The sequence below is a fragment of the Caenimonas sp. SL110 genome (genome assembly GCF_001044395.1).
Lineage (GTDB): Bacteria > Pseudomonadota > Gammaproteobacteria > Burkholderiales > Burkholderiaceae_C > Ramlibacter.
In genome coordinates, this window is sequence record NZ_JANU01000005.1 from 1 (window position 1) to 24,181 (window position 24,181).

The window sequence follows — 24,181 nt, forward strand, 5'->3', positions numbered from 1 at the left end:
TTGCCATGGTCCACGTGTCCAATCGTCCCCACGTTGACGTGCGGCTTGGTTCGCTCAAACTTTTCCTTTGACATACCATTTCTCCAAAGAGCAATACCCGTGTGAGGTTTAACGTCTGCATCACATCACTGATCCCACCGCACGGGTACAGCAGGGTGTGTGATCGCAGACGAACTTTGTCTAGAGCCGGGGACTTACTTTGTCCGCGCAGCCACGATAGCCTCGGCCACATTGCGAGGCGCCTCAGAGTAGTGCTTGAACTCCATCGTGTAAGTTGCACGCCCCTGGGACATCGAGCGCAACGTGGTTGAATAGCCGAACATTTCAGACAGAGGCACTTCTGCCTTGATGGCTTTTCCGCCACCGACCATGTCTTCCATGCCCTGCACCATCCCGCGACGGGACGACAGGTCACCCATGACGTTACCGGCGTAGTCTTCTGGCGTCTCAACTTCGACTGACATCATCGGCTCGAGGATGACCGGGCTGGCCTTGCGGCAACCTTCCTTGAAGCCGAAGATGGCAGCCATCTTGAACGCCAGTTCGTTCGAGTCAACATCGTGGTAGGAGCCGAAGTGCAGCGTCACCTTGACGTCGACCACGGGGTAGCCAGCCAGAACGCCTTGCGTCACAGCTTCGTTGATGCCCTTTTCAACCGCAGGAATGAATTCGCGCGGCACGACGCCACCCTTGATCGCGTCGACGAATTCGATGCCCTTGCCAGGCTCGTTCGGCTCAATCTTGAGCACGACGTGACCGTACTGGCCCTTACCACCCGACTGGCGAACGAACTTGCCTTCTGCATCTTCGATTGTCTTGCGGATCGTCTCGCGGTAGGCAACTTGCGGCTTTCCTACATTGGCCTCGACGCCAAACTCGCGCTTCATGCGGTCGACAATAATTTCCAGGTGCAGCTCACCCATGCCGGCGATGATGGTCTGACCGGATTCTTCGTCCGTGCGAACCCGGAAAGACGGGTCTTCCTGCGCCAGACGGTTCAGCGCAATGCCCATCTTCTCCTGGTCGACCTTGGTCTTCGGCTCAACAGCCTGCGCAATCACAGGCTCCGGGAACACCATGCGCTCGAGCATGACGATGGACGCCGGATCGCACAAGGTTTCACCCGTAGTCACGTCCTTCAAGCCAACACATGCAGCAATGTCGCCAGCGCGAATTTCATCGACTTCAAGCCGGTTGTTCGCATGCATCTGCACGATACGGCCGATACGCTCTTTCTTTCCGCGAATCGGGTTGTAGACGCTGTCGCCCTTGGAGAGCACGCCAGAGTAGACGCGCACGAACGTGAGCTGACCAACGAATGGGTCGGTCATCAGCTTGAAAGCGAGCGCGGAGAACTTCTCGTTGTCGTCCGCCTTGCGGGTGACCGGGTTTTCGTCGTCATCCATGCCCTTGACCGGGGGAATATCGACAGGCGAAGGCATGAGTTCAATCACTGCGTCAAGCATGCGCTGCACACCCTTGTTCTTGAACGCGGTGCCGCAAAGCATCGGCTGGATTTCGCTGGCGATCGTGCGCGTGCGCAGACCCAGGGTGATCTCTTCTTCAGTCAGATCACCCTCTTCCAGGTACTTGTTCATCAGGGTTTCGTTGGCTTCGGCAGCCGCCTCGACCATCTTCTCGCGCCACTCCTTGGCCTGCTCGAGCAGCTCGGCTGGAATCTCGTCGTAGTTGAACTTCATGCCTTGCGAGGCTTCGTCCCAATAGATCGCCTTCATCTTGCGCAGATCGACGACGCCGGTGAAGTTCTCTTCGGCACCGATCGGGATGACGATCGGCACCGGGTTAGCCTTGAGACGCAGCTTCATCTGGTCGTAGACCTTGAAGAAGTTAGCGCCGGTGCGGTCCATCTTGTTGACGAACGCAAGGCGAGGTACCTTGTACTTGTTAGCCTGACGCCAGACAGTCTCGGACTGCGGTTGCACGCCGCCCACAGCGCAATAAACCATGCAGGCACCATCCAGCACACGCATGGAGCGCTCGACCTCGATGGTGAAGTCCACGTGACCAGGGGTGTCGATGATGTTGATGCGGTGCTCAGGGAAGGAAAGGTCCATGCCTTTCCAGAAGCATGTCGTTGCAGCCGACGTAATCGTGATGCCGCGCTCCTGCTCCTGCTCCATCCAGTCCATGGTGGCAGCGCCATCGTGCACTTCACCGATCTTGTGGTTCACACCGGTGTAAAACAGAATGCGCTCGGTGGTGGTGGTCTTGCCGGCGTCGATGTGAGCCGAGATACCGATGTTGCGATATCGCTCGATGGGCGTTTTGCGGGCCATGATGATCTTTCGTTAAAAGGGTACAGGCCCGCTCATGGCGGGCCCGCACTCCAAGATGGGGACGGTTTTTAGAAGCGGAAGTGGCTGAAGGCCTTGTTGGCCTCTGCCATGCGGTGAACTTCGTCACGCTTCTTCATCGCGCCGCCACGGCCTTCCGTGGCTTCCATGAGCTCATTGGCAAGGCGAAGGGCCATCGACTTCTCGCCGCGCTTCTTTGCGGCTTCCTTCAACCAGCGCATGGACAAAGCCAGGCGGCGAACCGGGCGAACCTCAACAGGCACCTGGTAGTTCGCGCCACCGACGCGGCGGGACTTCACCTCGACCATCGGCTTGACGTTGTTGATGGCCATAGTGAAGGCCTCGACCGGGTCCTTGCCCGGATTCTTTTCTTCGATGAACTCGAGCGCGCCATAGACGATGCGCTCGGCAATCGCCTTCTTGCCACCTTGCATGATGACGTTCATGAACTTAGCGAGTTCGACATTGCCGTACTTGGGATCCGGCAGGATTTCACGTTTAGGGACTTCGCGACGACGTGGCATTTTTTCACCTCTTCTATTGCTTCAGCCGGCTTCTCCCTTTCGGGGGCCTAGAAAGCCACTCAGGCCTTCGCTTACTCGACCCACACGGGGAATTCCGCGCTCCGGGTCACTACACTGACTCAGCCTGCCAGGGCTGGACAGCACCGACAAAACTTACGACTGGCTCTTTAGGCCTTCTTTGGCCTCTTCGCTCCGTACTTGGAACGTGACTGCTTGCGATCCTTCACGCCCTGCAGGTCAAGCGATCCGCGCACGATGTGGTAACGGACACCCGGCAGATCCTTCACGCGGCCGCCGCGCACGAGCACAACCGAGTGCTCCTGAAGGTTGTGGCCCTCGCCGCCGATGTAGGAAATAACCTCAAACCCGTTAGTCAGGCGAACCTTGGCGACCTTGCGAAGAGCCGAATTCGGCTTTTTCGGAGTCGTGGTGTACACCCGGGTGCACACGCCGCGGCGCTGCGGGCTGTTTTGCATCGCCGGGCTCTTGGAATTGGTCTTTTCGACCTCCCGCCCGTGACGCACAAGTTGATTGATGGTTGGCATTAAACGTCCCTAAACGTCATTACTGTCGTGGAAAAATGAAGACTGCTTTTCGCAATTGCGAAAGGCAAAGCTCACCCGCCCCAAATTGCGGGAAAGCCCGCGAGTATAGCCCGGATGGTGAAATCGCTCAAGTGACAGCTGCGTCAGAGCTGTCACTTGATCCACAACCGCACTGCATCCCAGGTCCGGCTGATGAATCCAGCCTGCTCGACCGATTCCAGGGCGACCAGAGGGACCTCCAGCATCAAATGTTCGCCAGAACTGATCTTCAGCGTGCCGACTTGCTGCCCTTTGCTAAGTGGTGCGATCAACGGATCGGGTCGCGCCACCTGGGCCTTGACTTTCGAAGCCGAGCCAGAAGGCACGGCGACAACTACGGCTTGCGTGCGACCTAGCCTGGCCGTCTTCTGCGCCCCCTTCCAGACCTGAGGCGTTACCACTGCCTGGTTTGCATTGAAGAGCTTGATGCCCTCAAACGCCGTATAGCCCCAGTTCAACAGCCTCTGCGCCTCGCCTGCGCGCGCGCTCTCGCTCGCGGCCCCAATCACAATGACCAAAAGTCGGCGAGCGCCCACATTCGGGAAGTCGCGCCTGGCAGTTGCAATTAGACAGTAGCCCGCTGACGGCGTATGACCTGCCGTCAAGCCATCGACCGTGGGATCACGAAATAAAAGCAGGTTGCGACTGGTGTCATTCGCTGTCGCTGCGCCCTCGTATCGGTACTTCTTGATCGCGTAGTAGCCAACATAGTCCGGAAAGTCACTCAACAGGCGAGAGGACAGGAGGCTCAGGTCGCGAGCGGTCGTGGTGTGTCCTGCCTCGGGAAGTCCATCCGGGTTGCGAAAGCTGGTCCGGGTCATGCCAAGCACCTTCGCCTGCTCGTTCATGAGTTGAACAAATCGCTCGACACTTCCGCCGACCCCTTCGGCAAGCGCGACGGTGGCGTCGTTGCCCGATTGCACGATCATCCCCTTGATGAGGTCTTCTACAGGCACCTGCATGCTCGGGTCAATGAACATTCGAGACCCGGCCATCTTCCATGCGCGAGCGCTCACCGGCAGGGTCTGCTTCAACGAAATCTTCCCGGAGCGCAATGCATCAAAGACGAGATACGCACTCATCAGCTTGGTGAGGGATGCCGGCTCAACAGGGGTGTCCGCATCGCGAGACGCCAGTTCCTGGTTCGCAGTGACATCGATGAGCAGGTAGCTGCGCGCCGCTATCTCTGGCGGCTGGGGCGCCTGCGCGAAGGCGCAAAGGCAGAACAGCAAGCCTGCAAATGCAGCGGCCCAAGACCGTAAGAGTCTCTTCATTGAGGGATCAGGAACGAAGGTGGCGAACCACCAGGCTTTTCAAGAGCGTCAACTGTCCGTGAAAGAAATGACCGCCCCCAGGCACCACCGTGACGGGGAGTGACTGCGGCCGCGCCCAGTCGAGCACGGCCGACAACGGTACCGTGTCGTCTTCTTCACCGTGGATCACCAACGCCTGCTCATGCAACGTCGCGGGCAAGGGACTGACCTCAAATCGGGACGCAGCGGTGCCGATGAGCACCACTTTTTCTATTGCCCGCTGCTCATGCAGGCGAGCGATGGCTCCGCTAGCCACAAACGCGCCGAACGAAAATCCGGCAATTGCCAGCGGGCCAGTCGGCGCCTCTGCTTCAATGACAGAAAGCATATCCAGCAGCTCGCCACGTCCATCATCGTGCTCACCTGCCGTCTGACCGACGCCGCGGAAGTTAAACCGGATCGCCGTCCAGCCGCACTGCACAAATGCACGAGCCAGGGTCTGAACGACCTTGTTGTCCATCGTTCCGGCAAACAGCGGATGCGGATGCGCTATCACCGCGACGCCATGAGGTGGATCGGAATCGAGAGGTTCATCGCGCAGCACTTCGATGGCGCCCGCCGCGCCGGCAATCTGGTAGCGCCGGGTTTTCAGGTTCATGGGAAGTTATCGACCGAGATGCGGCGGCGTCACCAGCCGCTCGACCACGACCCCGTTTTTCAGGTGCGACTCGACAATCTCTTCGATGTCATGCTCATCGACATACGAATACCAGACGGCTTCCGGATAGACCACAGCAACGGGTCCGCCCGCACAGCGATCCAGGCAGCCCGCCTTGTTGACGCGGACCTTTCCCGGGCCGGAAAGACCGTGAGCCTTCACCAACTGCTTGCAGCGGTCAAATGCTCCCTGCGCGTTGTGCTGCGCGCAGGACTGCTCGCCGTTGTCGCGAAGATTGAGGCAGAAAAAGATGTGCCGCTTGTAATAGGAGGGGCCTTGACTCATTGCGACATTCTATTTTGCGACTCGGATCGCGAGACACGAAAGAGCACATACAGCAACGCTGCGTAGGGCCACAACCACCCCAGCCATTGCGCCAGGCCGTTGAACCGGATGAAACGGCCCTGCTCCCAGGTCTGGAGCGTGTTGGAAAAATACTCGCCTGCCGATGATTGATTGAGCAACGCGAGGTTCAGCACCAGCGCCAGCAGCACAAGAGCTGCGCACCCTCGGCGTGGAAGGGCTATCAGCACCGCGGCCAGGAGTGCCCCGAAGCCCAGGCCCACCTGGACGGGGAGACTGAGCCACGCCCAGGCGTGAGTCGGGCCCCAGCTGAGCGCAGCCGACAGCGCGGTTGCGCAGACGCCCACAGCAAGCACGACCACGGCAAACACGGCCCTGCGCCCCAGTGATCTCAGGACCGAATAGCCCAGCAATACGGGCACGAGTGTGCCCAGCGCAACGCAGAGAAGTTCGGCCGCAGGGACAAGTGGCTGCAGTTCGACCTCCCGGAGCGGAAGCCATTCCAGGAAGGGCGTGTCCGAGAGCCATTCCGCCATTGCGCCTTCCAGGCGTTCGAAAATCTGCCCGAGGCCAAATGGAACCGACGCCGGAAAAAGGAGCGCAAAGGGCCACAACGCCAGGAGCACAAGCGCTCCTCGCGCATCCTCGACAAACCAGCGGCCCCGAAACTGGCTCCAGCGATCGATGGCGCCCGCGCGTTCAAGCACACCCGCAACGCCCGCACCGATCAGGGCGCCAGCCGTATTGAGGCCGAAATCGAGGTTTGAAGGCACCCGTGAAGGCAGGTAGGTCTGCAACGCCTCCATGAGCAGGGAGATCACCGCTGCGACCAGCACCGCCACCCCAATCGCGGGCACGTTACCCCGCGAGCTGTACCGGGCGTTGACACGCCGGGCAAAACCCAACGCGAGTAAAAAACCCAGCGGAACGTATCCGCAGACGTTGGCGGCGATGTCGAACCCAGTCCAGTACTTGGGCCAGGGACTAGCCAGAAAAGCCCACGGCGCGATGCCCTGGTCGCGCCAGCCTGTGAACGGGTAAAGGCTCGCATAGACGATCAACGCCGCATAGGCTTGGGACAACGGCCAGGCGGAAGTCTTTTGCATCGGTATCAGAAGGGCTTCACAACGGCCAGCACCACCGCCGCGACCAGCAGGAGCACCGGCGCCTCATTGAACCAGCGATACCAGACGTGACTTCGAGGGGGCCGGCCGGCCTCGAAGCCCCGCAGCAGGCGTGCGCACGCGTGGTGATAACCAACGGCGAGCAGCACGACGAAAAGCTTCGCATGAAGCCATCCCGCCCCCTTGCCAACGTCGTACCCGAGCCACAGCCACAGGCCCAGGGCGAGCGCGGGGACTGAAAGCAGCGTGGTGAACCTCAGTAGTTTGCGGGCCATCACCAGCAAGCGCTGGCGTTCGGCGGCCGATTCAGCCGGCACGAGCGCCAGGTTCACGAAGATGCGCGGCAGGTAGAACAGGCCGGCGAACCAGCTGGCTACAAAAACGATATGAAACGACTTGACCCAAAGCATGGGTGGGAGTGTAGGGAACTCGGGCATCCCTGCGGCCCGAATGCTCCGCGCGATACGCGAATGCATCGCACAAAAAAAACCCCGGCTCGATAAGCCGGGGTGGGAAGCCTTTTTGCTGTCACACATTAAGGCACCCGCTCAGGGAGGAAAAGCGGGGAGCGGCAAGCCGCCCAGACGTAATTTAACAAAGCGGCTGTCCGGTTTCAAGGGCAGGGTGTGCGATTTACGTCTTGGGGTAGGGCAAAGTCATCCAACTCATGCACCATGCAGCGCGCCGGCAGAGTTGGTGACTCGCGCACAGCCCGCGCTCCGACTTGGCGCACAATTTCCGGCATGACGCTCCACGCTCCCTACCCCCACGGCCGGCCCCGACGCCTGCGACGCGACGACTTCACGCGAAATCTGGTCCGCGAACACCGGCTGACCACCCACGACCTCATCTACCCGGTTTTCGTGCTTGACGGAAAGGGCCGGCGGGAAGCAGTAGCTTCAATGCCGGGCGTCGAACGCCTGAGCCTGGACCTGTTGCTGCCGGTCGCAGAGCAATGCGTGGCTGCGGGCATTCCCGTCATGGCGCTCTTTCCTGTGCTGGACGCCAGCCTGAAGACCCCCGATGGCCGCGAAGCCTGCAACGACCAGGGCCTGGTTCCCATGGTTGTGCGGGAGCTGAAAAAACGCTTCCCCGGCCTGGGCGTCATGACGGACGTCGCGCTCGATCCGTTCACCAGTCATGGCCAGGACGGCCTGCTTGACGAGACCGGCTACATCCTCAATGACGAGACCGTCGAGGTGCTGGTGCAACAGGCCCTGACCCAGGCCCGTGCAGGCGTGGACATTGTGGCGCCGTCGGACATGATGGACGGGCGCATCGGCGCGATCCGGTCGGCGCTGGAAGCGGCCGGGCTCATTCACACGCGGATCATGGCGTACAGCGCCAAGTACGCCAGCGCTTTTTACGGCCCTTTCCGGGACGCTGTCGGTTCGGCCTCCAACCTTGGCAAAAGCAACAAGAAGGTCTACCAGATGGACCCCGGCAATACCGACGAGGCATTGCGTGAGGTCGCCATGGACATTGCCGAGGGCGCAGACATGGTGATGGTCAAGCCCGGAATGCCCTACCTGGATGTGGTGCGACGGGTGAAGGACACATTTCACGTGCCCACCTTCGCCTACCAGGTGAGCGGCGAGTACGCGATGCTCAAGGCCGCCGCGCAAAACGGCTGGCTCGATCACGATGCGGTGATGATGGAAAGCCTCCTGGCCTTCAAGCGCGCTGGCGCCGATGGCGTACTGACCTATTTCGCCCTGGACGCCGCTCGGCTCCTGCGCGACTGAGCAGGCCGGACTCTCAGGCCATGCAGATCGTCCAGTTCACTGCCGGAACGCTTCGCTTCCTGGACCAGGTGCCTGCTGCGGCGCCGGAGTCCGGCTTCATCTGGATCTACATTGAACGCGAGGACCTTTCCACGCAACTGCCCCAGCTTCAGCAGGCAGCACATCGAGTGGGCGGATCGTCCTTCCTGGACCTGCACGTGCAGGATCTGCTGAACGCGACCCATCCCTCTCACTACGACTACACATCCATCTATGACCTGGTGATCTTTCGCCGGCTTGCGACCGAGCAAGAGGCAGGGCACGAGCTTCACGAAGATGGGGGCGTGACGCCAGCCAGGAACGCGCCGCTGGCTGCATTCCAGCGAATTCGCACACGTGCGGTGGCATTTGCCGTATTCGACCGGCTGCTCATCACCGTGCACCCGGCCGGCTGCCTCACGGCGAAGTCATTCATCCAGCGCTACCTGGGCGACGCGGTGCAAACCGAAGGAGCCGCACTCATCAGCCGCAGCCGGCTCCCTGCGAGTCCGGCCGACCTCATGCTGCGAATGATCAACACCATGGTGGACAGCTACCTGGAACTTCGCAAGGACCTCAGCGCGGAGATGGACCAGTGGCAAAAACATCTGCTGAGACCGGGCTCGCAGGGCGCGAACTGGAACGAGCTGCTGGTAGCGCGCGCGCAGCTGCATACGCTGGAAGACCTGTGCGAAGAGCAAAACGACGCGATGCAGGAATGGCTGGACACCGCGCGCGAGCAACCCTCCCCTGCGCTTTCCCAGTCCGAACGTGACGGGCTGATCGCCCGTGCGCGTGACGTGATCGAGCACATCCAGCGAGTCGTGCATCACGTTCGCCGCATCGAGCAGGCGGCAGAAACAGCGGTGCAGATTCACTTTTCCGCACAGAGCCATCGCACCAACGACATCATGCGCACGCTCACAGCGCTGACAGCGGTCTTCCTGCCCCTGAACCTGGTCACCGGCATCTTCGGGATGAATTTCGAATTCATGCCGCTCATCAAGTTACCTCTGGGCTTTTTGATCACGCTGGGTGTGATGGCCACCATTGCGGCGACATTGGCGCTCGTGTTCTGGCGCAAGCAGTACCTCGCCCGCACGGCTCGCTAGATGCTCAAGGATCACGGATGACCCATCACCACACGGGTCCGCAAGCGCCTCGCAGCATGGACGACCTGACCGGCAAGAACGTGGCCGCGATGCGACGGCTGGAAGAACTGGCAGAGACACGCCGCACGTTTGCCGACGTCGTCGCCGCATTTGTCGCCAGGTTCTGCGGCAGCATCACCTTCGTCTGGATTCATGTCGCGATTTTTGCCGCGTGGATCGCATTCAATGTGTTTCCGGGTGTCGAACATTTCGATCCCTACCCGTTCACCTTTCTCACGCTGTGCGTCTCACTGGAAGCGATTTTTCTCTCGGCCTTCATCCTGATCAGCCAGAACTACGAGATGCGCGTCAGCGACCGGCGCAACCAGCTCGACCTGCAGATCAACCTGCTCGCCGAACAGGAGAACACGAAGATGCTGCAGCTGCTGGAGACGATCGCGAAAAAGGTCGGCGCAACTGCCGGCGACGATCCCGAAATCCGGGCGCTTGAACAGGCGACGCGGCCTGAAACGCTGGCTCGGCAGATCGAGGAGGCCTACCGTGCCGATGACAAGGCAGCCCGGGAAGAATAAGCCGTCAGCGCTAGACCAGCGGTGGCACCAGCTGCTCGTTGGCGATGACGCGCTGCAATGCCGGCCGCTCCAGCATACGCTGCAGGTAAGGACCCAGGTACGGCCGGCTGCGGGCAGGCGCCTGATTCCGGAAGTTGCGCGTCCAGCGGCAGAGCGTGAACACATAGGCATCGAGCGCCGAGTAATCCGCACCGGCAAACCACGGCCCTGCGTGCCTTGCCAGCTCAGAGTCCAGTTGCTCCAGCAGCAAAGCCACGCGTGACTCCGCATGCGCCTGGACCTGCGCGACACCGCCCGCATTGCCTTCGTTGACCCACCGCTCGGGATAGAAATAAATCAGCAACGTCGCCTGCAACGTGTTGGTCAACCACATGAGCCATTTGTAGAAATGCGCGCGCCCGACAGTGGCGACCGGCGGCGCAAGCCCCGCCTGTGGATGCATGTCGCAAAGGTACAGCGCGATGGCGGCAGTCTCGTACAGGACGAGGTCGCCATCGACCAGGACCGGAATCAGTCCGTTGGGATTGAGCTGCAGATACGCCGGCTGCTTGTGCTCGTCGGCCATGCGATCGACCAGCACCCGCTCGTACGGCACGCCGATTTCTTCCAGCAGGATGTGGGCAATCATGGCCGCAGTGGCCGGGTAGTAATGCAGCTGGATCACTTCACCCCGAACAGGTTGGCTGCGTTGTCCCAGCCGATCTTGCGTGCAGCGTCTGGCGGCAGATCGCCAAGCCAAGCGCGATAACCCTTCATCAACTCGTCGTAGTACTGCCAGCGCTGGTTGACCCAGGTGTCGGAGCCGATCATGAATCGGTCCGGGTACTTGAGCAGCAAGGCGCGCCATTCAGGACACAGCTTGCCGCCCTCGCACGTCAGGCCGGGACGGTAAGACAGCTCGCCCATCAGCAACGGGTACTTCGCAAAGAGCTGGTCGACGCGCGCCACCGGTGCGCCGCCGATACCGGTGTGCGCCCAGATCAGGCGCGTGCGTTGACCCTTGCTCGGCGTGTTGGCCATGAGCAGATCAATGGCCGTATCGTCCACATGCGCAAGCACGGCAAGGCCCTTGTCCTCAGCCAGTGCCATCAGCTTTTTTGCGACAGGGCCATTCGCATTGCTGCTGTCGTACAGATGAAATTCGCCGATGCCCTTGAACGGCCCTGCGTCGGTGCCGCGCGCCAGTTCTGTCTGCACCATCGTGTAGATCGTCTCGTCGCGAAACCAGTTGTCATAGTCGGCGCGATTGCGATAAAGCCGCACGAACGGCACAACCGTCACGCCGGCCTGCTTCGTGAGCGCAGACGATGCAAGCGCCTTGGTTCCATCGTTGGGGCGCGAATTCGAAACGATGGCCTTCACGCCATTGCGCTGCATCCGCGCCAGAACATCGGGCAATGGATGCGGACCGGCACTGCCGTCCCACGCCTCGGCGTTGTAGTGAAGGTGCGCATCGAACAGCGGGCCGGAGTAATCCGATGCCGCAACCGGACCCGCGGCTCCAAGCGCGCTGACCGCCGCCATCACCCACAACAGCCGGCGCATCACGTCAGGCCAGGTGCTTGTTGAAGAAGGCCAGCGTGCGCTCCAGCGCCGTGGCCGCCGCAGGCGCATTCCAGGAGCCGCGCTGGTCGCAGTTGAAACCATGATCGGCTGCGTAGACATGCACTTCAACTTCGGGATGTGCCGCCTGGAACGCCTTGACCGAGTCCAGAGGAATCCAGTGGTCCTTCTCACCGAAGTGGGCCATCACCGGCACCTTGGGCTTGCGTGCAACTTCGTCTGGCGTCGTGACGCCTCCGCCGTAGTAGGGAACGGCGGCAGACAAACCACTCAGCATGCAGGCCGCGCGCCACGTGAGCAGGCCGCCGTAGCAATAGCCGACGATGCCCACTTTGCCGGCCTTGCCCGCATGGTCGATGGCTGCCTGGATGTCCTGCATGACGCCCGGCGCCGGGAGCGCTTCGACGGCGGCCTTGAGTTCCATGCCGGCTTGCATGTCTTCCTGCTGGTAGCCCAGATCCACACCCGCCTTGACCCGGTGGAAAGTCGATGGCGCGACCGCCAGGAAGCCCTGCGCGGCGTAGCCATCGGCGACATTGCGAATGTGCGAATTGACGCCGAAGATTTCCTGGATCACCACCACTGCGCCCTTGGGCGTGCCCGCAGGCTGCGCCACGTAGGCAGGAAAGGTGAAGCCGTCTGCGGCCTTGAGATCGATGAAGCTGCCCATGTCAATGTTCTCCAGAATTTGATGCCTGCTGCGTTGCGCAGCGCAGATGATTTCGCCGATGCCCGCCTGCGTCAAGCCGGTATGCCGCCACATTTGCTGTAATGGCAGCTCGACTGCAGGAGACCCCTTTGGCGCACGAAAAAGCATTGGAACAGGTATTGATCGTCACCGGCGGGAGCCGGGGCATTGGCGCTGCGTGCGCGCTGCTGGCTGCGCGCAAGGGCTACGCAGTCGCAGTGAACTACACCGCCAACGAGCGCGCGGCGCAGGACGTCGTGCAGGCCATCATTGCCAGCGGGGGCCGTGCGATTGCCGTACAGGCCGATGTTGCGCACGAAGACCAGGTGCTGGCGATGTTCAACCGGGTCGATACCGAACTCGGACGGCTCACCGCGCTGATCAACAACGCCGGCGTGGTGGACGCGAAGGCACGCGTCGATGAAATGACTTTCGAGCGCCTGAGGCGAATGTTCGACATCAACGTCATCGGCTCGATCATCTGCGCGCGCGAAGCCGTCAAGCGGATGAGCACCCGTCACGGCGGCGCAGGCGGTGCGATCGTGAATGTGTCCAGCGCCGCTTCGCGCCTGGGCGCACCGGGGCAGTACGTCGACTACGCCGCGTCCAAGGGCGCCATCGACGCCTTCACGTTAGGCCTCGCAAAAGAAGTCGCCGCCGAGGGCATACGCGTCAACGCCGTGCGGCCCGGACTCATCGAAACCGATATCCACGCATCGGGCGGCATACCCGATCGCGTGCGGCAACTTGAGCACCAGGTGCCGATGCTGCGCGGCGGCAGCGCCGACGAAGTGGCGCAGGCCATCGTCTGGCTGCTCTCGGACGAAGCGAGCTACACGACGATGTCGCTGCTCGATGTGTCAGGAGGCCGCTGATGGCAACGCTCACAAAATTGGCCTAGCCCCAGGGTGCCCGTCATGGACTTCAAGCCCCTGGTCACCTTGCTCGCGGTGGTGAACCCCCTGGCCATCGTGCCGTTCTTCATCCACTACACCCAGGGGTTTACACACGCGCAGCGCCGGCGCACTGTGCTCACCGCGGCTTTCAGCGCCTTCATGGTGATCGCCGCGAGTGCGCTGCTCGGCCTGCAGATCCTCGATTTCTTCGGCATCTCGCTGGCGAGTTTCCAGGTCGGCGGCGGCATGCTGCTGCTCATCAGTTCGATGAACATGCTCAATGCGAACCCCGCCGAAGCGAAGCCGCAGACCAATGAATTCGAGGACGGCGCGCAGAAGGCTGCGATGGGCGCGAGCATCGCCGTCGTGCCGCTCACGATCCCGCTGCTGACCGGGCCGGCCACGATGTCCACGGTGGTGATCTATGCAGAGAAGGCGCAGACCTTCCTGCAGTTGTCGATGCTGGTCGCTTATGGCGTGGTGATCGGACTGGCAACGGCGGTTTGCTTCGCGCTGGCCGACCCGATCGCACGCATCCTGGGCAAGACCGGCATCAATGTCATGACCCGGCTGATGGGTCTCATCCTCGCAGCGCTCGCGGTGGAAGTGATGGCCCTGGGCCTGATCAAGCTTTTTCCGGGCCTGGGTCGGTAACCGCAGCTTCGGCCGGGCGCCTCTGGAGCACCTTGACCAGCTGGCTGCTGGTGTTGCGCAGCCGTTGCGCGAGCAACTGCGTGAGCTTGACGAGCAGCTTGGCGCCCACTGCCGGATGCATCTTGATCAGGCGACCCACCGAGGCGCGCGTGAGCACTGCGAGCTCCACATCGCTCAATGCCCAGCAGCTCGCATAGCGGGGTTCGCCGTCCAGCATCGACATCTCACCAATCACCGCGCCTTCCTTGAGCACCGCCAGCCTGGTGATATCGGCGGGGTCCTGCTTTTCGGGGTCGGCGCCGATTCGGCGCTTGCCCACATCCACCGTGCCCAGGAGCAACAGCATCATCCAGTTGCTCGCCTCGCCCTCGGCGATCAGCAACTGCCCGGGCTTGGCGCGCACCTTGAGCATGGTGGTGCCCAGCAGGTCCGCCTCTTCCGGCGAGAAGTCGCGCAGCAGCGACGACACCATCAGCAGCTCGGGATGCTCGGACAGCTTTTCGCACGGCCCGAGCAGCTCAAGGCCACGCGATGTGAGGTCTTCGTCGAGCGGATCGGCACCCATGGCGGTCAACGCTGCTGCGCAAGCCACTGCGCGATTTCGGCGCCGGCCGAGTTGACCGCATCACTCATCGCGCGAACACCGCCAGCCGCATCGGCAGATGGGGCCGGCGCATTGACGATCACACGTCTTTGGGACAGGAGCTTTTCACCTGCGGGCGTGTTCTCCAGCAGGGTGGCGCGCATTCGCACCAGGCCGACGCTGGCCGTCTGCGATTGGAACAAATGCGAAAACTCTTCCAGTTCGATGCGCAGCACGCGCGGCATCATGCCGCCTTCACGAGCGAGCGCTGCGCTTTCGCCGAGGTCGAGCACCGGCCTGTCACGCCCCAGGATTTCACGCAGGCGCTGGCGGATGAGCTGGGGCGGCGGCGCCGACCAACGCGCCTGCGCATACGGTCGCAGCTGATTGGAGTCGGCGTAGCCCAGGCGATAGTTCAGCGAAGTGCCGTCCAGCGCGCTCGACGCATCGATGTCGCCCAGCACCAGCGGCAAGGCCGAGCCAGCGGGCGTCGTGGCAGGCGTGGTGGTTCCGGGCCCGAAGTCGTAGAGCACCGCGCGCGTCGGTTTGTCCGGCGTGGCGCAACCGGCCAGCAACACGGTTGAAGCCGCAAGCATTGCAAGCAGTGCACGAAATGTAGGTCGCTGGTTCATTTGCCGGCTCCAGGGGGCGTGAAGCCCGGTTCACCCGGGCCGGGATCGATCTGGCCCGTGCCGTAGATCAACGACTGCGGGTTCTCGCGAATGCTGTTGGCGGTGCGACCCAACTGCCGCACGGCGCGCGATGCGTCTTCGGTCACGCGGTTGATGCGCGGCAGCGTCGCCGCGTTGAACGAATCGGCAGCGTGCGACAACGACTCGGTGCCCTGCGCAAGGCGATCCAGAGGACCATCCTTTTCATTGAGGCGGCGCGCGGTCTTGCCGAAGTCCGCAGCTGTCTTGCCGATCTCATCGACATTGACCTGGATCGACTTCATGGTGACGCGCGCTTCGGCCAGCGCAGGATCGACGCCCTTGACCACCGTTGCGTCCAGGCGCTTGGCAAGCTGGCTCGCATCCGCCGCGGCAACGCCCAGGTTGTCCAGCGCCAGCGCGAGGCGTTTCTGGTTGGCGTCGCCCAGCACTTCATTGGCGCGGTTCACCGTCTTTTCGATCTGGTCCAGGATCGCTTCGCCGCGCGTCGTGAGTTTGGACAGCAGGCTGGGCCGCAGCGGGATGCGCGGCGGCTGCGCGTTATTCGGCTCAATTCGCGGCGAGGGTTTTCCTTCGTCGTCGAGCTGGACGAACGCCAGGCCCGTCACGCCCTGATAGCTCAATTGCGCAAACGTGTCGCGCGTCACCGGTGCTTCGTGGTCGACTTCCAGGCGTATCAGCACGCTGCCTGCCGCCTTGGGATCGAAGCCGATGCTCGACACCTTGCCGACGTCAACCCCGCGATAACGCACTGCCGCCTGGGCCTGCAAACCGCTCACGGTTTCGCGCGTCGAAATCTCGTAGATGTCGCGCTCGCCCGTGTCACGGGTGAGCCACGCCGCGAGCAGGACGAGCAGCGCGGTGACTGCCACGACAAAGATGCCGGCGGCCATCGCATGGGCTTTGTTTTCCATCGTTGGGACCTTTACTTCTTTCTACACGGCAAACGGATATTCGCGCAACAGCTCCATTGCGCGCTGGCCCCGTTCGCCCAGGAAAAAATCGTGGATGAAGGGGTGCTGGAAAGCGATCACATCCTTGGGCGCCGCATTCACGATCACCCGCTTGTCCGCCAGCACGGCAATGCGCGTGGACAGCTCGAACAAGGTGTCCAGGTCATGCGTCACCATGATCACCGTCAGCGCCATGTCGCGATGCAGCGACCGCAGCAGCGTGACGAATCCATCGGAGCTCTCCGGGTCAAGCCCGGCGGTGGGCTCGTCCAGCAGCAGCAGCGGCGGGTCCATGATGAGCGCCCGCGCCAGCGCAGCGCGCTTGATCATGCCGCCGGACAGGTCGGCGGGCATCTTGTCGGCATCGTCGGGTTTGAGCCCCACCATCTGCAGCTTGACCATGGCGGCCTCGCGAATCAGGGCGGGTGGCAACGACCGCAGTTCACGCAAGGGGAATGCAATGTTTTCCAGCACGCTGAACGCCGAGAACAGCGCGCCGTGCTGGAACAGCATGCCGACCCGGCTGGCTGCGCCCTTCTGGCTGAGGCGCTCTGCCGGCTTGCCCAGCACCAGGATCTCGCCGCGCGCGGGCGTCTCCAGCCCCAGGATCTGGCGCAGCAGCACGGTCTTGCCGGTGCCTGACCCGCCCACGAGCGACATGACTTCGCCACGTTCGACCGTCAGGTCCAGGTCCTGGTGCACGGTAAATCGGCGATCCGGCGTTGTGAACTCGGTCCACAGCTTGCGAATCTCCACCATGGGCTCGCCCTCGGCCGGCAGGACGCTTTCGGCTTCTTCCATCAGATCCCCACGTCCTTGAAGACCACGGCAAAAAGCGCATCGACAAGGATGACGACGGTGATCGACGTCACGACCGATGCCGTCGTTCCTTCGCCCAGGCTTTGCGTATCCGGCTTGATCCGCAGGCCGAAGTGGCAGCCAATCAGCGCGATCAGGATGCCGAAAACGATCGACTTGCTGGTCGCCAGCAGCAGGTTGTTCAGGTGGACGGCCTGCGGCAAGGCGGTGAGAAAGTAGGTGGGCGTGATCCCCAGCGAGATGTCCGCCGCGATCATTCCACCGCCCAGCGCGCAAAGCGTGGTCCACACACTGATGAGCGGCATGGCAAGCGCCAGCGCCATGGCGCGGGGCATGACGAGCCGGAAGCTGTGCGAGATTCCCATGACGCGCATGGCGTCCAGCTCATCGGTCACGCGCATCACGCCGATCTGGGCCGTGATCGCGGAGCCGGAGCGGCCCGCAATCAGGATCGCGGCCAGCATCGGCCCCAGCTCGCGAATCAGCGCGACCCCCAGGATGTTGACGATGTAGGCGTCGGCGCCGAACTGCTTGAGCTGCTGCGAGGTCAGGTACGCCAGCACGATGCCGATCAGGCCTCCGACCAGCGCGGTAATCGGCAACGCCGTGGCACCGATGCGATAGAGATGGCCGGAGACGTCGCGCCACGGCCCCTCGTGCGGCGCGCGCACGAGCTGACCCAGGTTCAGCGCCAGTTGCCCGATCAGCCGGACGAATGCCTTGCCGTGGTCGACGGCATGCAGGATCGCTTCACCGAACGAGAGGTAGCTGCGCAGCCAGCTGGTCTTGCGGGGAGGACGCGGCTTGACGGTGAACCGGGCCACCCGTTCCAGCACGGCTTTCTGGGGTGCCAGCATGTCCAGCGGCGCGGGCCATGTCTGGCCCCAGTGGTCCCACAAGAGCTGGGCTCCCACATGGTCGAGTTGCGTGGCCTCCTTCAGGTCCCAGCCGTCGCTTGCGCTGGCGGCCTTCAGCTCGGCCTGCAGGCGCGCCACGACATCGCGCTCGGCAATGTGCGCAGCCGTCCAGGACCCCAGCACCCGTGCGCGCCCGCTCCCGGGCGCGGCTGGCGGCTCGATGCGCGGCGTGGATTCGTGCATGAAGGGTGCGTTGAAGGTGCGTGGGAGGTGAACCCTTCATCCTACCTGCTGGCCGCCCGCGCCGTGGGGCAAACCACCCTGATCGCGGGGGGCCGTGGCGCGGCAGTGACAGATATGGCAAATGCGCCGCAGGTATAAAGCGTTCAAACAAGGAGACGGCATGAGCGAGGTACTTCCCCCTTCCCTCCCCGAGCTGGATGTGCAGCGGCGCGGCCCGGTCCTGTGGCTCACCATCCAGCGGGAGGCTCGCCGCAATGCCATGAGTCATGGCGTGCTGGCTGGCATGTCCCGGGCGATCGACGATGCGCAAGCCGACCGGACGCTGCGGGCCATCGTCGTCACCGGGGCCGGCTCCAAGGCGTTCTGCGCGGGCGCCGATCTTCAGTCAGCCCAGGCCTTCACCACCGACTACTCCGAGCCGTACGCGCACTTCGCCCAGTTGCTGCGTCGCGCCCGGGCCAGCAATCTGCCCCTGATCGCGCGGGTCAACGGTGCGTGCATGGCGGGCGGCATGGGCTTGCTGTCGATGTGCGACATGGCCGTGGCCGCATCGCACGCGGTGTTCGGCCTTCCCGAGGTCAAGGTTGGCGTGTTCCCCGCGCAGGTGCTGTCGGTGTTGCAGCACCTGATACCCCGGCGCCAGCTCGCGCAGATGTGCCTCACGGGAGAGCCGCTCACTTCGTCGCAGGCCCTCGAATACGGGCTGGTGAATTACGTGGATGACGATGTGGACGCCAGACTCGACTGGTTGCTCGCGCGCCTGACCGACAAGTCGCCTGCGGCCATCCGGCGCGGCCTCTACACCATGAAGGCGATCGAAGCGATGGGCTTCGAGGAGTCGATTGCTTTCACGGAGAGCCAGATCGCCCTGTTCACGCTGACCGAAGACGCCAGGGAGGGCCAGGCTGCTTTCCAGCAAAAGCGAAAGCCGCAGTGGAAGGGGCACTAGCGTGGGCAATACCAACAGCGGCGAAAAAGTGATTCGCATCGGCGGCGCCTCGGGGTTCTGGGGCGACAGCAGCGTGGGCGCACCCCAGCTTGTTTCGCAGGGCCATGTCGATTACCTGGTATTCGACTACCTGGCCGAACTCACCATGTCCATCCTGGCGGCGGCACGCGCCAGGGACCCATCGCAGGGCTACGCGACCGACTTTGTTTCCGTCACGCTCAAGGCCATCCTGAAAGACGTCGCAGCAAAGGGCATCCGCGTCATCAGCAACGCAGGCGGGGTGAACCCCCAGGCCTGCGCAGACGCCATCGCCGCGCTGGCCGCCGAACAGGGCGTGACGATCCGCGTAGCTGTGGTGGCCGGCGACGACGTGATGGCGCAGCTCGGGCAATTGAGGATGGAGGGCGTCACTGAGCTCCAGAGCGGCGCGGCGTTGCCGGAGAAAGTGCTCACCGCCAACGCCTACCTCGGGGCATTGCCGATCAGGCACGCACTCGATGCAGGCGCGCAGATCGTCGTGACAGGCCGCTGCGTGGACAGCGCCGTGACGCTAGGCGCTTTGATGCACGAATTCGGCTGGGCGACTGATGACTACGAGCGTCTCGCGCACGGCTGCCTGGCCGGCCACATCATCGAATGCGGCTGCCAGGCGACGGGCGGCCTGCACACCGACTGGGAAGACGTGCCCGACTGGCCGCACATCGGTTATCCGGTGATCGAGTGCAGCGCCGACGGCAGCTTTGTCGTGACAAAGCCGGCGGGCACAGGCGGACTGGTCAACACGGCGGTCGTCAGCGAGCAGATGCTCTATGAAATCGGTGACCCGCAGCGCTATCTGCTGCCTGATGTGACCTGCGACTTCAGCGCGGTGACGATGGAGAACGTGGGCGAGCACAGGGTTCGGGTGAGGGGCGCGCGGGGACTTGCGCCCGGTCCGGCCTACAAGGTGTCTGCAACCTATGTTGATGGCTTTCGCTGCAATGCGCAGCTCACCATCGTGGGCATCGATGCAGCAAGAAAGGCCAAGCGGACCGGCGAAGCAATTCTGGAACGCACGCGGGAGCTGTTCGCACGGTTGGGGCTGGCCGATTACAGCCGCACACTGATTGAGGTGCTGGGCTCGGAGGCGGGAAACTTCGGGCCGCAGGCGCAGGGCTACACGATTCGCGAGGTCGTGCTGCGCGTGTCGGTGATGCATCCGCAAAAAGCGGCGCTGGAAATATTTGCGCGCGAGATTGCACCCGCAGGAACGTCGTGGTCGCCGGGCACGACCGGCGCGGACGGAAGGCCACGGCCGTCGCCCGCGATCAAGCAGTTTGCTTTTCTGCTGGACAAGTTGCGTGTGGTTCCGACCGTGATTCAGGATGCACGGGTCACCCCGATCGACGTGCCGACCGGCCAGCCTGCCGTGCCGCCTCCGGCGCGGCCCGCCGTGGGGCCAGAGCTCGCGCCATCGGGGAAGGCAACCATGCAAGTCCCGCTGATCCGCCTGGCATGGGGACGAAGCGGCGACAAGGGCGACACCTCGAACATCGGAATTATTGCGCGCCGGCCCGAGTGGCTGCCATTGCTGCGCGCACAACTCACACCAGAGCGCGTGCAGCAGTGGCTGGCGCACCTTGTCCACGGCACGGTGACGCGCTACGAGGTGCCGGGCATCCACGCGCTCAACTTTGTCTGCACCCAGGCGCTTGATGGCGGCGGCATGGCCTCCTTGCGCAACGACCCCCTGGGCAAGGGCATGGCGCAGATCCTGCTGACGATGCCTGTGGAGGTGGATGTAGACTGGCGCGATCTTCCCCCTGATGCGAGCTGAAGTCATGAACGCACCCGACAAATCCGTCGCCTCCTCCACCACTGCCACCATAGCCCACTGGATCAACGGGCGCATCGTCGCCGGTGCCAGCGGCCGGCAAGCGGACGTTTTCAATCCCGCCACAGGCGTCGTGACCGGCAAGGTCGCACTCGCCAACAACGCGGAAGTGAGCGCTGCGGTCGCTGCTGCGCAAGCCGCGTTTCCCGCATGGGCCGACACGCCGCCCATTCGCCGCGCGCGGGTGATGTTCAAGTTTCTTGAGCTGCTGAACCAGGAAAAAGACAAGCTCGCACACGCGATCACGGCGGAGCACGGCAAGGTGTTCACCGATGCGCAAGGCGAGGTCTCGCGCGGCATCGACATCGTCGAGTTCTCCTGCGGCATCCCCCAGCTGCTCAAGGGCGACTACACCGATCAGGTCTCGACCGGCATCGACAACTGGACGATGCGCCAGCCCCTGGGTGTGGTGGCAGGCATCACGCCTTTCAACTTCCCGGTGATGGTGCCGATGTGGATGTACCCGGTGGCGATTGCGGCGGGCAACTGCTTCATCCTCAAGCCGAGCCCGCTGGACCCGACCGCCGCCATCATGATGGCCGACCTGCTCAAGCGCGCCGGTTTGCCCGATGGTGTTTTCAATGTCGTGCAGGGCGACAAGGACGCGGTCGATGCACTACTTGAACACCCCGATGTCAAGGCCGTGTCGTTCGTGGGCTCGACTGCCATCGCGCAGAAGATCTACGAAACAGGCGCACGCCACGGCAAGCGCGTGCAGGCCCTGGGTGGGGCCAAGAACCACATGGTCGTGATGCCCGACGCCGACATGGATCAGGCCGTCGATGCACTGATCGGCTCGGCATTCGGCTCTGCAGGTGAGCGCTGCATGGCGATCTCGCTGGCCGTGCTGGTGGGCGACGCAGCGGACCGCATCATGCCGATGCTGGCCGAGCGCACGCAGCAGCTCAAGATCAAGAACGGCGTGGAGCTCGATGCCGAGATGGGCCCCATCGTCAGCAGCGCGGCTGCGGGTCGCATCACGGGCTACATCGGCCAGGGCGAAACTGAAGGCGCGAAGCTGGTCGTGGACGGCCGCAAATTCAAGGCTGCGATGGCCGGGGCCGGCAGCAACGTCGATACCTCGGGCGGCTTCTGGGTGGGCGGCACACTGTTCGACAACGTCACGCCCGACATGAAGATCTACAAGGAAGAGATATTTGGACCGGTGCTGGGTTGCGTGCGCGTGAAGGACCTGGCCGATGCGGTGGAACTGGTCAACTCGCATGAGTACGGCAACGGTGTGTCGTGCTTCACCCGCGATGGCAACGTGGCGCGTGAATTCAGCCGCCGCGTACAGGTCGGCATGGTCGGCATCAACGTGCCGATTCCGGTGCCGATGGCCTGGCATGGTTTTGGTGGCTGGAAAAAGAGCCTGTTCGGTGACATGCATGCGTACGGCGAAGAAGGCGTGCGGTTCTATACCAAGCAAAAGTCCATCATGCAGCGTTGGCCAGAGAGTATCGGCAAGGGCGCCGAGTTCGTCATGCCGACAGCCAAGTGACCCGATAGCCGCTCCATGAGCGAAACCACTTTCGACTACATCATCATCGGCGGCGGCACGGCGGGCTGCCTGCTGGCCAACCGCCTTTCAGCCGACCGCAAATGCCGCGTGCTGCTGCTGGAAGCCGGACGGCGCGACGACTACCACTGGATTCACATCCCGGTGGGCTACCTGTATTGCATTGGCAATCCCCGCACCGACTGGCTCTACAACACCGAGGCCGACGCAGGCCTGAACGGTCGCACGCTGCGTTACCCGCGCGGCAAGACGCTCGGCGGCTGCTCCAGCATCAACGGCATGATCTACATGCGCGGCCAGTCGCGCGACTACGACGGCTGGGCCAGGCAGACCGGCGACGCGAACTGGACCTGGGACAACTGCCTGCCCTTCTTCAAGAAGCACGAGGATTACTACAAGGGTGCCGACGCGCTGCATGGTGCCGGCGGCGAATGGCGCGTCGAGAAGCAGCGCGTGCGCTGGGACATCCTCGACGCCTTCGCACAGGCAGCGCAGGAAGCGGGCATACCCCACAGCGAAGACTTCAACCGCGGCGACAACGAAGGCGTCGGCTACTTCCAGGTCAACCAGAAAGAGGGCTGGCGCTGGAACACCGCCAAGGCATTCTTGCGGCCGACTTGCTACGGACGACCCAACTTCGAGATGTGGACGATGGCGCAGGTGACCAGCCTCGTGATCGAGACCCAGCCCGATGGCAGCAAGCGCTGCACCGGTGCGCGCGTCTGGGCCGATAGCGAAATGGTCACGGTGACCGCCGAACGCGAAGTCCTGCTGTGCGCGGGCAGCATCGGTTCGCCGCAAATCCTGCAGCTGTCGGGCATCGGGCCTTCGGCGTTGCTCAAGCAGCACGGCATCGACGTGGTCCTGGATGCGCCGGGCGTCGGTGCCAACCTGCAGGACCATTTGCAGATCCGGGCGGTGTACAAGGTCGATGGTGTTTCAACGCTCAACACGATGGCCAACAGCTGGTTCGGCAAGGCCAAGATAGCCCTGGAATACGCGTTGAAGCGCACCGGTCCGATGAGCGCAGCGCCTTCGCAGCTCGGTGCGTTCACCCGCAGTTCGCCAGAGCGGCCCTACGCCAACATCGAATACCACGTGCAACCGCTCAGCCTGGATGCATTCGGCGAGCCGCTGCATGGCTTCAACGCATTCACGGCCAGTGTCTGCAACCTGAACCCGACCAGCCGCGGCACCGTTCAGATCAGAAGCAACAAGTTTGAAGACGCACCGCTCATTGCACCGAACTACCTGAGCACGGAAGAAGACCGAAAAGTCGCCGCCGAATCGCTGCGTGTCACGCGCCGCATTGCTTCGCAACCGGCGCTGGCGAAATTCAAACCGGTGGAATGGAAACCCGGCGCGCAGTACGAATCCGACGAGGACCTGGCGCGGCTGGCAGGTGATATCGCCACCACCATCTTCCATCCGGTCGGCACCACCAAGATGGGCGATGACGATGATGCGATGGCGGTGCTCGATACCCAGATGAGGGTGCGCGGCATCGCGGGCCTGCGTGTGGTGGATGCCGGTGCGATGCCGACGATCACCAGCGGCAACACCAACTCGCCAACCTTGATGATGGCCGAGAAAGCCGCCGACTGGATCCTGCGCGACAACCGCCGGGTCTAGCCTGCCCAGGCTG

At 62.9% G+C, this 24,181-nt stretch carries 25 protein-coding genes; 9 read left to right on the top strand and 16 right to left on the bottom strand.

The window, feature by feature from the left end; all coding sequences use genetic code 11:
• Positions 1 to 194 precede the first annotated feature (194 nt).
• The 8 genes from fusA to AQ12_RS03270 form a co-directional block, all read right to left on the bottom strand.
• Entirely contained in the window at positions 195 to 2,297 is a 2,103-nt protein-coding gene (fusA, locus tag AQ12_RS03235; RefSeq protein WP_048438437.1) for an elongation factor G, read from the bottom strand.
• A gap of 68 nt (positions 2,298 to 2,365) precedes the next feature.
• On the bottom strand, positions 2,366 to 2,839 hold the full coding sequence (gene rpsG / locus AQ12_RS03240) for a 30S ribosomal protein S7 (protein WP_048438438.1): 474 nt from the start codon (positions 2,837 to 2,839) through the stop codon (positions 2,366 to 2,368).
• Between the two features lie 167 nt (positions 2,840 to 3,006).
• Positions 3,007 to 3,384, bottom strand: a complete 378-nt coding sequence (gene rpsL, locus AQ12_RS03245; protein ID WP_048438439.1) for a 30S ribosomal protein S12 — start codon at positions 3,382 to 3,384, stop codon at positions 3,007 to 3,009.
• 152 nt (positions 3,385 to 3,536) lie between these two features.
• Positions 3,537 to 4,697, bottom strand: coding sequence for a D-alanyl-D-alanine carboxypeptidase family protein (locus AQ12_RS03250; protein WP_048438440.1), 1,161 nt, complete (start codon positions 4,695 to 4,697; stop codon positions 3,537 to 3,539).
• A gap of 7 nt (positions 4,698 to 4,704) precedes the next feature.
• Positions 4,705 to 5,334 carry an alpha/beta hydrolase gene (locus AQ12_RS03255; RefSeq protein WP_048438441.1) on the bottom strand — a complete coding sequence of 210 codons (630 nt, stop codon included), beginning with the start codon at positions 5,332 to 5,334 and terminating at the stop codon, positions 4,705 to 4,707.
• A gap of 6 nt (positions 5,335 to 5,340) precedes the next feature.
• Positions 5,341 to 5,679 (bottom strand): ferredoxin, encoded by a 339-nt coding sequence (locus AQ12_RS03260; protein WP_048438442.1) that lies wholly within the window; start codon positions 5,677 to 5,679, stop codon positions 5,341 to 5,343.
• Positions 5,676 to 6,803 (bottom strand): VanZ family protein, encoded by a 1,128-nt coding sequence (locus AQ12_RS03265; RefSeq protein ID WP_048438443.1) that lies wholly within the window; start codon positions 6,801 to 6,803, stop codon positions 5,676 to 5,678. Before AQ12_RS03265 ends, AQ12_RS03260 begins: the two co-directional genes overlap by 4 nt.
• 5 nt (positions 6,804 to 6,808) lie before the next feature.
• Complete coding sequence (locus AQ12_RS03270; protein WP_048438444.1) at positions 6,809 to 7,231, bottom strand: CopD family protein; 423 nt, start codon at positions 7,229 to 7,231, stop codon at positions 6,809 to 6,811.
• A gap of 333 nt (positions 7,232 to 7,564) precedes the next feature.
• On the opposite strand from AQ12_RS03270, the gene hemB reads away from it, so the two are divergent.
• The 3 genes from hemB to AQ12_RS03285 are packed head-to-tail and all read left to right on the top strand — an operon-like array spanning position 7,565 to position 10,268.
• Entirely contained in the window at positions 7,565 to 8,566 is a 1,002-nt protein-coding gene (hemB, locus tag AQ12_RS03275; RefSeq protein WP_048438445.1) for a porphobilinogen synthase, read from the top strand.
• A gap of 20 nt (positions 8,567 to 8,586) precedes the next feature.
• Entirely contained in the window at positions 8,587 to 9,696 is a 1,110-nt protein-coding gene (locus AQ12_RS03280; RefSeq protein ID WP_048438446.1) for a magnesium transporter CorA family protein, read from the top strand.
• 17 nt (positions 9,697 to 9,713) lie between these two features.
• Positions 9,714 to 10,268, top strand: coding sequence for a DUF1003 domain-containing protein (locus AQ12_RS03285; protein WP_048438447.1), 555 nt, complete (start codon positions 9,714 to 9,716; stop codon positions 10,266 to 10,268).
• 10 nt (positions 10,269 to 10,278) lie between these two features.
• Here AQ12_RS03285 and AQ12_RS03290 read toward each other — a convergent pair whose 3' ends face one another.
• From AQ12_RS03290 to AQ12_RS03300, 3 genes are read right to left on the bottom strand one after another with little or no spacing between them, the layout of a single operon-like run.
• A complete protein-coding gene (locus AQ12_RS03290) occupies positions 10,279 to 10,932 on the bottom strand; it encodes a glutathione S-transferase family protein (RefSeq protein ID WP_048438448.1) in 654 nt (217 codons plus the stop codon).
• Positions 10,929 to 11,792 (bottom strand): amidohydrolase family protein, encoded by an 864-nt coding sequence (locus tag AQ12_RS03295; RefSeq protein WP_238587641.1) that lies wholly within the window; start codon positions 11,790 to 11,792, stop codon positions 10,929 to 10,931. Before AQ12_RS03295 ends, AQ12_RS03290 begins: the two co-directional genes overlap by 4 nt.
• Positions 11,793 to 11,817: 25 nt before the next feature.
• Entirely contained in the window at positions 11,818 to 12,501 is a 684-nt protein-coding gene (locus tag AQ12_RS03300) for a dienelactone hydrolase family protein (protein WP_048438501.1), read from the bottom strand.
• A gap of 146 nt (positions 12,502 to 12,647) precedes the next feature.
• On the opposite strand from AQ12_RS03300, the gene AQ12_RS03305 reads away from it, so the two are divergent.
• Together AQ12_RS03305 and AQ12_RS03310 are read left to right on the top strand one after the other, a co-directional pair.
• Positions 12,648 to 13,394 carry an SDR family oxidoreductase gene (locus tag AQ12_RS03305; RefSeq protein WP_048438502.1) on the top strand — a complete coding sequence of 249 codons (747 nt, stop codon included), beginning with the start codon at positions 12,648 to 12,650 and terminating at the stop codon, positions 13,392 to 13,394.
• A 42-nt stretch (positions 13,395 to 13,436) separates the two neighbouring features.
• Positions 13,437 to 14,069, top strand: a complete 633-nt coding sequence (locus tag AQ12_RS03310) for a MarC family protein (RefSeq protein ID WP_048438449.1) — start codon at positions 13,437 to 13,439, stop codon at positions 14,067 to 14,069.
• Here AQ12_RS03310 and AQ12_RS03315 read toward each other — a convergent pair.
• Genes AQ12_RS03315 through AQ12_RS03335 form a run of 5 tightly spaced genes read right to left on the bottom strand, consistent with a single transcriptional unit; the run spans position 14,041 to position 18,195 of the window.
• Positions 14,041 to 14,661 carry a Crp/Fnr family transcriptional regulator gene (locus AQ12_RS03315; RefSeq protein ID WP_238587637.1) on the bottom strand — a complete coding sequence of 207 codons (621 nt, stop codon included), beginning with the start codon at positions 14,659 to 14,661 and terminating at the stop codon, positions 14,041 to 14,043. The genes AQ12_RS03310 and AQ12_RS03315 overlap by 29 nt on opposite strands.
• Positions 14,640 to 15,284 carry an ABC-type transport auxiliary lipoprotein family protein gene (locus AQ12_RS03320; RefSeq protein ID WP_048438451.1) on the bottom strand — a complete coding sequence of 215 codons (645 nt, stop codon included), beginning with the start codon at positions 15,282 to 15,284 and terminating at the stop codon, positions 14,640 to 14,642. The genes AQ12_RS03315 and AQ12_RS03320 overlap by 22 nt, the downstream gene beginning before the upstream one ends.
• Entirely contained in the window at positions 15,281 to 16,237 is a 957-nt protein-coding gene (locus AQ12_RS03325; protein ID WP_048438452.1) for an MlaD family protein, read from the bottom strand. Before AQ12_RS03325 ends, AQ12_RS03320 begins: the two co-directional genes overlap by 4 nt.
• Before the next feature lie 21 nt (positions 16,238 to 16,258).
• Complete coding sequence (locus tag AQ12_RS03330; RefSeq protein WP_193387954.1) at positions 16,259 to 17,077, bottom strand: ABC transporter ATP-binding protein; 819 nt, start codon at positions 17,075 to 17,077, stop codon at positions 16,259 to 16,261.
• Positions 17,077 to 18,195, bottom strand: a complete 1,119-nt coding sequence (locus AQ12_RS03335; RefSeq protein WP_048438453.1) for an ABC transporter permease — start codon at positions 18,193 to 18,195, stop codon at positions 17,077 to 17,079. Before AQ12_RS03335 ends, AQ12_RS03330 begins: the two co-directional genes overlap by 1 nt.
• 160 nt (positions 18,196 to 18,355) lie before the next feature.
• Between AQ12_RS03335 and AQ12_RS03340 the strand changes: the two genes are divergently transcribed.
• From AQ12_RS03340 to AQ12_RS03355, 4 genes are read left to right on the top strand one after another with little or no spacing between them, the layout of a single operon-like run.
• Positions 18,356 to 19,144, top strand: a complete 789-nt coding sequence (locus tag AQ12_RS03340; protein ID WP_048438454.1) for an enoyl-CoA hydratase/isomerase family protein — start codon at positions 18,356 to 18,358, stop codon at positions 19,142 to 19,144.
• A gap of 1 nt (position 19,145) precedes the next feature.
• Positions 19,146 to 20,960, top strand: a complete 1,815-nt coding sequence (locus tag AQ12_RS03345; RefSeq protein ID WP_048438455.1) for an acyclic terpene utilization AtuA family protein — start codon at positions 19,146 to 19,148, stop codon at positions 20,958 to 20,960.
• A gap of 4 nt (positions 20,961 to 20,964) precedes the next feature.
• Positions 20,965 to 22,518 (top strand): CoA-acylating methylmalonate-semialdehyde dehydrogenase, encoded by a 1,554-nt coding sequence (locus tag AQ12_RS03350; protein WP_048438456.1) that lies wholly within the window; start codon positions 20,965 to 20,967, stop codon positions 22,516 to 22,518.
• A 15-nt stretch (positions 22,519 to 22,533) separates the two neighbouring features.
• The gene (locus tag AQ12_RS03355) at positions 22,534 to 24,168 is read left to right on the top strand and encodes a GMC family oxidoreductase (protein ID WP_048438457.1); all 1,635 of its coding nucleotides are present in this window, start codon (positions 22,534 to 22,536) and stop codon (positions 24,166 to 24,168) included.
• Positions 24,169 to 24,181 lie beyond the last annotated feature (13 nt).

Coding starts and splice junctions, on each gene's coding strand:
- fusA (WP_048438437.1), bottom strand. CDS start 2,297: ATGGCCCGCAAAACGCCCATCGAGCGATATCGCAACATCGGTATCTCG.
- rpsG (WP_048438438.1), bottom strand. CDS start 2,839: ATGCCACGTCGTCGCGAAGTCCCTAAACGTGAAATCCTGCCGGATCCC.
- rpsL (WP_048438439.1), bottom strand. CDS start 3,384: ATGCCAACCATCAATCAACTTGTGCGTCACGGGCGGGAGGTCGAAAAG.
- AQ12_RS03250 (WP_048438440.1), bottom strand. CDS start 4,697: ATGAAGAGACTCTTACGGTCTTGGGCCGCTGCATTTGCAGGCTTGCTG.
- AQ12_RS03255 (WP_048438441.1), bottom strand. CDS start 5,334: ATGAACCTGAAAACCCGGCGCTACCAGATTGCCGGCGCGGCGGGCGCC.
- AQ12_RS03260 (WP_048438442.1), bottom strand. CDS start 5,679: ATGAGTCAAGGCCCCTCCTATTACAAGCGGCACATCTTTTTCTGCCTC.
- AQ12_RS03265 (WP_048438443.1), bottom strand. CDS start 6,803: ATGCAAAAGACTTCCGCCTGGCCGTTGTCCCAAGCCTATGCGGCGTTG.
- AQ12_RS03270 (WP_048438444.1), bottom strand. CDS start 7,231: ATGCTTTGGGTCAAGTCGTTTCATATCGTTTTTGTAGCCAGCTGGTTC.
- hemB (WP_048438445.1), top strand. CDS start 7,565: ATGACGCTCCACGCTCCCTACCCCCACGGCCGGCCCCGACGCCTGCGA.
- AQ12_RS03280 (WP_048438446.1), top strand. CDS start 8,587: ATGCAGATCGTCCAGTTCACTGCCGGAACGCTTCGCTTCCTGGACCAG.
- AQ12_RS03285 (WP_048438447.1), top strand. CDS start 9,714: ATGACCCATCACCACACGGGTCCGCAAGCGCCTCGCAGCATGGACGAC.
- AQ12_RS03295 (WP_238587641.1), bottom strand. CDS start 11,792: ATGGCGGCGGTCAGCGCGCTTGGAGCCGCGGGTCCGGTTGCGGCATCG.
- AQ12_RS03300 (WP_048438501.1), bottom strand. CDS start 12,501: ATGGGCAGCTTCATCGATCTCAAGGCCGCAGACGGCTTCACCTTTCCT.
- AQ12_RS03310 (WP_048438449.1), top strand. CDS start 13,437: ATGGACTTCAAGCCCCTGGTCACCTTGCTCGCGGTGGTGAACCCCCTG.
- AQ12_RS03320 (WP_048438451.1), bottom strand. CDS start 15,284: ATGAACCAGCGACCTACATTTCGTGCACTGCTTGCAATGCTTGCGGCT.
- AQ12_RS03325 (WP_048438452.1), bottom strand. CDS start 16,237: ATGGAAAACAAAGCCCATGCGATGGCCGCCGGCATCTTTGTCGTGGCA.
- AQ12_RS03330 (WP_193387954.1), bottom strand. CDS start 17,077: ATGGAAGAAGCCGAAAGCGTCCTGCCGGCCGAGGGCGAGCCCATGGTG.
- AQ12_RS03335 (WP_048438453.1), bottom strand. CDS start 18,195: ATGCACGAATCCACGCCGCGCATCGAGCCGCCAGCCGCGCCCGGGAGC.
- AQ12_RS03340 (WP_048438454.1), top strand. CDS start 18,356: ATGAGCGAGGTACTTCCCCCTTCCCTCCCCGAGCTGGATGTGCAGCGG.
- AQ12_RS03350 (WP_048438456.1), top strand. CDS start 20,965: ATGAACGCACCCGACAAATCCGTCGCCTCCTCCACCACTGCCACCATA.
- AQ12_RS03355 (WP_048438457.1), top strand. CDS start 22,534: ATGAGCGAAACCACTTTCGACTACATCATCATCGGCGGCGGCACGGCG.